The organism is Pseudomonadota bacterium (genome assembly GCA_026388255.1).
GTDB lineage: Bacteria > Desulfobacterota > Syntrophorhabdia > Syntrophorhabdales > Syntrophorhabdaceae > JAPLKB01.
In genome coordinates, this window is the sequence record JAPLKC010000056.1 from 1 (window position 1) to 7,886 (window position 7,886).

A 7,886-nucleotide genomic window follows, 5' to 3' on the forward strand; every position below is an offset into this window, starting at 1 on the left:
CGCATATATGAACTTATGAAGGCCCATAATCCCCGGTGCAAACTGATTGTGACGGTCTCACCGGTACATCTCTGGGCAACATTCAGGAAAGACCTCGACGTCATCAGCGCAAGCTGGAATTCCAAGGCAACGCTTCGGGCTGCTGTAGACGAATTTGCCTCCCGTCACGAGAACATATTCTATTTTCCTGCTTTTGAGATGGCCGTTACATACAGGGCAATCCTCGGCAAATCGTTATTTACTGAGGGAAGGGAGCCGTTCCACGTCAACAAAGAGACGGTAAATTTCATCATGGATAATTTCTTTCGCATATTTTCGAATGAATAGGCAAATCGAAGCAGCCCTTTTAAAAACCGATGAGGCCGGCTTACCGGGTACAGATAAGGGTGCTGCGCACCCGTTATGAGCGAATGACCCCCATTGTCCTCATCCACCCTCCTGCGATAAGCAAGCGATACCTTCAAACGAAATTCATACCCTATGGTATGGGCGTTCTCTACGCCTCTTTGAAGGCCCATGATGTTCCGGTGGTACAGTATGATTTCCTCATGGAGTACCTCTTCGATGCACCGGATGATATCAATTACCACGACAGGGAACACGGCTTCGCGGAGGAGGACTTCTTTTCCTTCATCAACAACAGCGGGGCTCATAAGGGAATCCGGGATTTTGTCGAAAAATACATATCACGCATCTTGAAAGACGAAAAGATTTACGCCTTTTCCATAGTTGCCTACCATCAATTCTGGGCAAGTCTTCTGCTGACACAGTACATTAAGCAAGTAAATCCTGATGCGGTTATTGTTTTCGGAGGGCCTTTCATTACCATAAAACCGCCTGAATCATTTGTGGGCTATGGTCAGGCCGATTACTGGATAAAAGGAAGCGGTGAAGCGCCCTTATTGATGCTTTATCATGCCCTTCTTAATGGAAACAAAGAGGATGAAATAAGGCAAATTCCGGGCATTATTTATCGCAGCGGCAATGAAATCTTTCATAATCCACAGTCTCTTCTCCATGCTGCCGACGAACTGCCGCCTGACTTCGAAGGTCTGAATCTCGAAAAGTATTGCTACGACCACCCGGTAACCGGTAAAAATATGCTCTTTCTTCCCTACCGTATATCAAAAGGGTGCCCCACAGGTTGTAGTTTTTGCACAGGCCGGCTGGTTGATCGTTTCAGCACAAAATCAGCTCGAAAGGTCATCGGCGAACTGGCGATGCTTTCAGACAAATATCAGACAAAGGCGTTTATGTTTACCGATGCTTCGATAAACGGGAATGCCCCTCTTCTTTCGGAAATCTGTGAAGGCATTACCGGGGCGCTTCCCGGCATGAAGTGGTATGCCTATGCACGGATAGAAGGCTGCAGCTCCCGGTTACTTGAGCAGATGCACAGGGCCGGTTGTTTCAGTCTTTTTTGGGGTGTAGAATCAGCAAATCCCCCGACAATCCGCTTGCTTGGCAAGAGATTCCAGGTTGAAAAAATGTTTGAAATTATTTATACATCAATTGAATCGGGAATCAGGAATTACATCCATCTTATATACAATACACCCCATGAGACAACTGAAGATGTGCGGCTTTTGATCAAACTCGTTGAACGCTATATCGATTCTGAAAAGGTCGTTTTTGTCCCCCACCGTTTTCTGCTGGAACCGCAATCGCATATGTATACATATCCTCACAGATATGGTCTGACTGGCATCAGGAGACTTCAGTCAGGTATTTTCGAACGGGAACAGTATGTTTACCAGGAGATTGATGGAAATACGTATGACGATATCCGGAAACGGAATGAAGAACACCGGAAGATGCTGGAACCCTGCCTCGAAGGGATTGAAGCGAGGAATAGAAATGGCGCCGTGATCAGGGAGCAGATGTGAGAAAATGGGGAGGGATCGGGGCATTAATATCCGGCAGGGGGTAGAGTACCCATGTAAGTGCGATGGGGAGAAGGCATGAGAAGGAAAAGGCAAGATGACATGCCGGAATATCTTCGCCATTCAAAGAAACCCATCCACATAACGGATCAGCATTACCTTCCGAGCGAAGGACATCCGGCTTGCAGTTCTTCAGGACGGGGATCAGGGCAACGCCCCTGCCTTCCGATGTTGCCTTGCGGATTATTAATGAGCGAGAGTCGATTTCAGTCTGTCCGGGGGAAAACTGCCAGCAGGCAGTGACGGCAGCCTGTCCGGAACCCTGGATTGTATCCTGAATGATAAAGTATTGGCGCCCCGGGAAGGCGATCATTCTTGTTACCGTAAGTCTTACACCTTGTCCGTCGAAGTAATCATTGCAAACCCCCGTTAATGTTTCAATCAAAGGGGCTCGCGTCGCCCCCTCACCCGGCAAAAGAAATGCAAAGGGCAGATCGCTTGTATAACGCATTTCGTGATGAAATCCGAAGCCTTCCCTTGCTGATCGGATTCTTTCCTGAAAAGTCTTTTGTGATCTCGCCGGGCCTTTCCCGTCGATGAGGATCATATTATGGGCAGTCGCCGAGCGGTAATAGCCGGTAAGGGGCACAGGCGCGTAGGTTGTGATGCCGGGGTCCGCAAGACAAGGCACTCCATGAACTGTTATATCGAGAGAGAGGACATCTTCATGTATGTGTGTCATTCCCGGAGGACCTGCCCTGAATACAAGGAAATGCGAGTCTTTGTCATAACCCGACCTCATAACCCCGATACCGGCATCAGGGAAAAACCTTGCAGTTTCTTGTGCCGGTGGGATGCCTCCCTGTCCTTTTGTGCCGATCCATATAAAATCGTCACGAAGGAAGAGTTCTCCCGCGAGCCTCATGATAGCGCAGTAATCTCCTGCTATCCCGCCGGAATCATTGAGTGAGGGCCAGGTAAAATCGGGGCGGCAGAGGGAGGCGAGATATCCCGCGGCCCTTTTCAGGGGTGTCTCAAATATCGCGGGTAGAGGCATGTGTTTGACGGATGCCACCCTTTTTACCTCAAGTAAGGCATGGAGGCAGATGGCGTGATAAAGCGGAGACAGCTCAAAGTGAACCCCATCTGCCATGAACTGTCTATGGAATTCACCTTCAAGACGCCCTACCCCTTCCTCAAACCATTTGCCGGCATCCGTGAACTCCGTGAGGCACATACCGGCAAGGGCTAATGCTGTTGATTCCACGATAATCCAGTTATTCGGATGGCCCTTATGGTCCATGAAGTGGCAGCAATGCTCCCAGAAAGAACGCAGCATCAGTTCTTTTGTTTCGCGCCTGAAGAATTGATTAGGCCATACTATTCCCCTTATCCAGAGCCATTCTCTGAGACGCCATGCCGCAGAAAGGGTCTCCCAGGATGGCCCGGCGCCGCCGTTTGATCCCACAGGCACGGGATGCGCGATTATCCAGTCATGTATAACTTCATCGATAAACTGAATGTACCTCTGGTCTTTTATCTCTAAATATGCTTTTGTTACTTCCCTTAAAAAATGATGGCGATGGAGAAAGTGTGACCATTCCAGGATACCGGAGGGATTCTCATCCCACGGTAATGGCCATGGAAGTTGTTGGCCCATGATATGCCCCTTGAGAATCTCGTCGGCATTCTCCTGAGTATAGGGGTGATAGGGAGGGATAGAAAGCAATGACCTGCATGACTGCCCGTAAGGATTGTCAGTATCATCGTTCATTCCGTTTACTTCAGCATTTACTTCAGAGAAAGAGGGAGATGCGGCAGGCGCTCCATTGCGAAGCATCGCCTTGAGACCTCCATCTGTCAGCCTCGGGCCTGCCGGGAACAGCCGGTCTTCGCCATAGAGGGCACCTATGCACACTGCGATCAATCCCGTTGAAATGTCTGTTTTCTCATGTTTGCATGTGATTTCTATGCGGGCGATGTCTTTCCAGCCATCCGGTTTTCCATATGTGCCGAATGACTCCCGGTGGAATGCTAATTCCACTGTTTTTCCGGGTGGCAGGTATTCCCGCCCACCGCTTAGTGAAACAGGCTCGTCGATCACATCTGTTTTGCCGGACCCGTGGAACAATCTCATTTCTGCATACAGGATCGTTTCCGTAAGGTTGGTTGCGGTAAGAGATAGCTGGTTGAATGACGAAAAATCCCTCATGGGGCATAGGAGGGTTACGCGGATCTTACCGATCGATGAGGCATGTCCGTACCCCTCAAAGAGCAATGCCCTCCTGGTGATTGTGTCACAAAAAAATGTGTCGGAAGACAATCCCGGATCTTTCATGTGATCCTCGTCTGCTTTTTATACCGTGTTATCGACATAGGCAGCAAAAGTGTAGTACTGTTATAATGCAAGCGATATAACTATATCATAACTTGCCGGGGAAAAGGGTCATAAAAGACGAGGAGTAAAACATTATAAAGGTGTTCTAAACAAAAGGACCATCCATTAACAGTGAGGCGTTGATAGTTGAAAAACCATAAAATCCTCCTTATCGAACCCCCCTTTTACCGGCTTTTCAAAGAAACCTACGGGCTGGTCAGATATCCCCTTTCTCTCGGGTATCTTGCAGCATCCATAAAGGCAGGGACGGATTGGGACGTTATGGCCTATAACGCCGATTTTACACCGGCCAGTGATTCTTTTGAAGTAACATATTTTAAAAGCGAGGGGTTTACACGTTACCGCAGGCTCCTCTCGGATACATCGCACCCTGTATGGCAGGGGATTCGGGATGTAATCTCCGGATATGCACCTGCTGTTGTGGGCATTTCAGCAAAATCATCCACCTTTACGTCTGTCCTCCGGGTCGCAGGTATTGCAAAAGCGATCAATCCCGAGGTCGTTATTGTTGTCGGTGGTCCTCATCCTTCTGCCCTATTCTCAAAGGCATTTGACCCTAAATGGGCGAAAGACAATTGGGCAAAGGGAATGGAAGCGGGCGGCGAGGTTTTTTGCCGGGATATTGATATATTTGTTGTCGGTGAGGGAGAAGAGACGATCGTTGCATTACTGGATGCCCTCGAAAGGCATAAGAGCCCTGGCCGTATCAGAGGGATTGTGTATGGAAATGGGGAAGAGCTTATTGCAACCTTGCCGGGAAGGCCCGTAAAAAACCTCGACGTGCTTCCCCTTCCCTATCAGTATGCCCCTCACGTCTTAAAAGATTACGAAATCTACCCGTTATCCGCTTTCAGTAATATTTTTGCTACACGGGGGTGCCCTTACCATTGCCTTTTTTGCGGGTCAAGAAACATATGGGGAAGAGGCGTACGGTTCCGTTCACCACGCAATGTAGTTGAAGAGATATTGTATCTGCGAAACATCGGCATCAATGACATCCATTTCGATGACGACACCTTCGGGGTTACAACGCCATACCTCCAGACCCTTTGTCGCACCATCAAGTCTTCATGCCCAGGCCTCAGTTGGAGCTGCGAAATTCATGTGAACCTCGTGAATGACAAAAACATATCCATTATGAAAGAAGCCGGGTGCTTCATGATCCAGCTCGGTATTGAGTCGGGGAATAACGAAATCCTGAAAGAAGTCAGAAAAGGCTTTACTATCGAGGAGGCACTTGTAGCATGCAATATCATCAGGAACCACGGCATAAACCTGCAAACCTTTTTTATGGCCGGATTCCCTCAGGAGACAGAGGCATCCCTCAAAGATACTGCAAAGGTCATCGAAGAGATTGAATGTGAAAAGATCATATACAGTATATTTACCCCTTATCCCGGCACGGAGGCTTTCGAACTTTGTCAAGACAAGGGTATGATCACCCCCGACTATGACCCGTCCCTCTACTGCCACCAGAGCCCTGAAAACTGTTTCTGCGCCAACATCTCCCCTGAGCGTTTCAGCAAACTGTCATCCCGCATTGAAGAAATGGTAGTGCAGAAGAACAGGTCCCGTGTATAAATACTTATCTGTACAAATCTTCTCCTTGATTCTTAACGTGCATATGTCTCTCGATATGATCGTCCAGGCCTAATACAGAGGCAAGATCGAGATAGACGGGAAGACCCGCAAGGGCAGTCATACCTGATTCTGCTTTTTCTTCTTCATACTTGTAAGGGAGGATGCCTTGTGGCATAATAGTTTCACCTCGTTGGTGATGGTTTTTGTTCTTCAGACATATTCTATCATGCTGATTATTCAGTAACAACGGGGTTTTTGATTATTTTTGGTGGTGGATAGGGGTTTATAGGCAAGCAATATCTGTTTGATATGAGCAACAGGGAGCAATGCAGTTGTCATATTGTGTTCCGGTGTCTCAATAATCACTTCATGAAGTCCCACACCTTTTATGTGTTGCTTAAAGCCTGTTTTTGTTTTAATTATCTCGCCGTCAGGTGAAAAGGCGGAAAATTTATTCAGCACGCATCTACCAGTCAGTTGTCGTCAGACCCTTTTAGTGAAAAGGTTTCGGGTGGGGTTTTATCTTCATTTCCTTTGCAAAAGGGACAAGTAGTGGCATATGCCGGTACTTCCTTTTTCTGTTTTGTATGGACGAAATCTTCCGGACACTTAGCGCGTTCGGTTGCAATCACCACCCAGTCGCCGGATATAAGGTTTAAACGGACTTCTGATACAAAGTTGCCTTCATCGACTCACCTTTGTTGTCTCCTCGTCGCCGCCTTGGTGTGCCTTCGAATGCAACTTTGTATGACATGTTTCGCCCCCAGTTTTAATTGCTCACATCTGTTCTTCTTGGGATTGCTTCACTCCATTCGCAATGACATCAAAGAGTTTTGTAAACAGTCGTTACGAACGGAGTAAAGCGACGTGGCAATTTCTGTGTATTACTGTTCGCACTTGACGCTCAGGGTAGTTCCGGAAGCAAAGTATGTTATATTGCCTGTATAGTCAGGGTTGTAAGGGACCTGGGGAGTGCATGATTTTGTTTGTCCCAATATAGCCTTTACCTCCACGGTATATGCTGCACCGGATTTGAGGTTTGTTAATGGCTGACATTTTGTGCCGCCAATGGCAAAACTTCCAGACCAAGGGGTTTCCCAACTGGCTGAGGTTACCCGCATCTCTGCAGCGTATCCTGCACCTGGTTTCAAAAAGACGCATGCCTGCTGTTGAGCTCCTGCTGATGATGCCATTAATATGAGTATCATAATGCTTGCAAAACCAAAACAAATGACCTTCAAAAAATGTTTTTTGTGATTCATAATACCTCCTTTTTATTTAATTTGATTATTATATAATTACGTTACTTTCTGCAGATGTCAACATTTAATTGACTCGAGTTTCCCCGATTTCCTTCTGATTTTCCGCAAGTAATGATCTCTGTTATTTTAATTGTTTACAGGTGAAAACTACACTTCGGAATATTGACATTGCTGATAGAATTGGTAGATACTATTCTAATAAAATTCTCATTAAACAAAGAAAGGTAGTATATGGGTTTGTGTACAAAACTTCCGGCAAACTATTTATGAATGATGGATGATCCTGACGACAAGGAGGAAGCATGAAAAGAGTAAGCATGAAAAAAATCAGCCTTATTTTTGTAATTGTTGGTTTTATTGCAATTGGCAGCCTATCGTTACCCTATATTATTTATGCAGATTGCGGAAATTCTGTGTGGGACTGCTGCATCATGAAAGACAATTTCCCGTCAAATAAAATTGCAACCACATCTTTCAGCATGTGCTGGAGCTGGAAACATGCAGGGTGCAGGCCCTGTCATGGTGGGGGTGAGTGGGGCTATTTTGCTACATGGTGCAACGGCGCTTATCAAGAATGCCAGGGTAAGTGCTGGGCATGCTGCAGTTCCGTATGCTGCTATGATGAAAATGGAAAAGGAAACCTCGGATGTGGGTAGCGATCTGGCCCTAGGTGGGTTGTGATAAAGAAGGCAGTAATTGTTCCGGCAAGGAGATCATAAAATTGCGCGGAGACGTATAACACGTGCGTTGCGCAAGCAGTTG

8 protein-coding genes are annotated in these 7,886 nt (G+C 47.0%); 4 read left to right on the forward strand and 4 right to left on the reverse strand.

Annotated features, from left to right (window positions below; translation table 11 throughout):
* Together NT178_07165 and NT178_07170 are read left to right on the forward strand one after the other, a co-directional pair.
* A partial coding sequence (locus NT178_07165) for a GSCFA domain-containing protein (GenBank protein MCX5812309.1) occupies positions 1-327 on the forward strand: 327 nt, incomplete at its 5' end.
* Positions 328-356: 29 nt separating this feature from the next.
* Positions 357-1,886 (forward strand): hypothetical protein, encoded by a 1,530-nt coding sequence (locus NT178_07170; protein ID MCX5812310.1) that lies wholly within the window; start codon positions 357-359, stop codon positions 1,884-1,886.
* Here the strand turns inward: NT178_07170 and NT178_07175 are convergent.
* Entirely contained in the window at positions 1,870-4,221 is a 2,352-nt protein-coding gene (locus NT178_07175) for an alginate lyase family protein (protein ID MCX5812311.1), read from the reverse strand. The two genes, NT178_07170 and NT178_07175, sit on opposite strands and share 17 nt — an antisense overlap.
* Positions 4,222-4,407: 186 nt before the next feature.
* On the opposite strand from NT178_07175, the gene NT178_07180 reads away from it, so the two are divergent.
* Positions 4,408-5,862, forward strand: coding sequence for a radical SAM protein (locus NT178_07180; GenBank protein ID MCX5812312.1), 1,455 nt, complete (start codon positions 4,408-4,410; stop codon positions 5,860-5,862).
* A 4-nt stretch (positions 5,863-5,866) separates the two neighbouring features.
* Here the strand turns inward: NT178_07180 and NT178_07185 are convergent, their stop codons facing one another.
* The 3 genes from NT178_07185 to NT178_07195 all read right to left on the reverse strand — a co-directional run bounded on the left by NT178_07185 (position 5,867) and on the right by NT178_07195 (position 7,124).
* On the reverse strand, positions 5,867-6,037 hold the full coding sequence (locus NT178_07185) for a hypothetical protein (GenBank protein ID MCX5812313.1): 171 nt from the start codon (positions 6,035-6,037) through the stop codon (positions 5,867-5,869).
* 62 nt (positions 6,038-6,099) lie between these two features.
* Positions 6,100-6,324 carry a hypothetical protein gene (locus tag NT178_07190; protein ID MCX5812314.1) on the reverse strand — a complete coding sequence of 75 codons (225 nt, stop codon included), beginning with the start codon at positions 6,322-6,324 and terminating at the stop codon, positions 6,100-6,102.
* A 422-nt stretch (positions 6,325-6,746) separates the two neighbouring features.
* On the reverse strand, positions 6,747-7,124 hold the full coding sequence (locus NT178_07195; protein ID MCX5812315.1) for a hypothetical protein: 378 nt from the start codon (positions 7,122-7,124) through the stop codon (positions 6,747-6,749).
* Positions 7,125-7,426: 302 nt separating this feature from the next.
* Between NT178_07195 and NT178_07200 the strand changes: the two genes are divergently transcribed.
* The gene (locus NT178_07200; protein ID MCX5812316.1) at positions 7,427-7,780 is read left to right on the forward strand and encodes a hypothetical protein; all 354 of its coding nucleotides are present in this window, start codon (positions 7,427-7,429) and stop codon (positions 7,778-7,780) included.
* Positions 7,781-7,886: the final 106 nt, after the last annotated feature.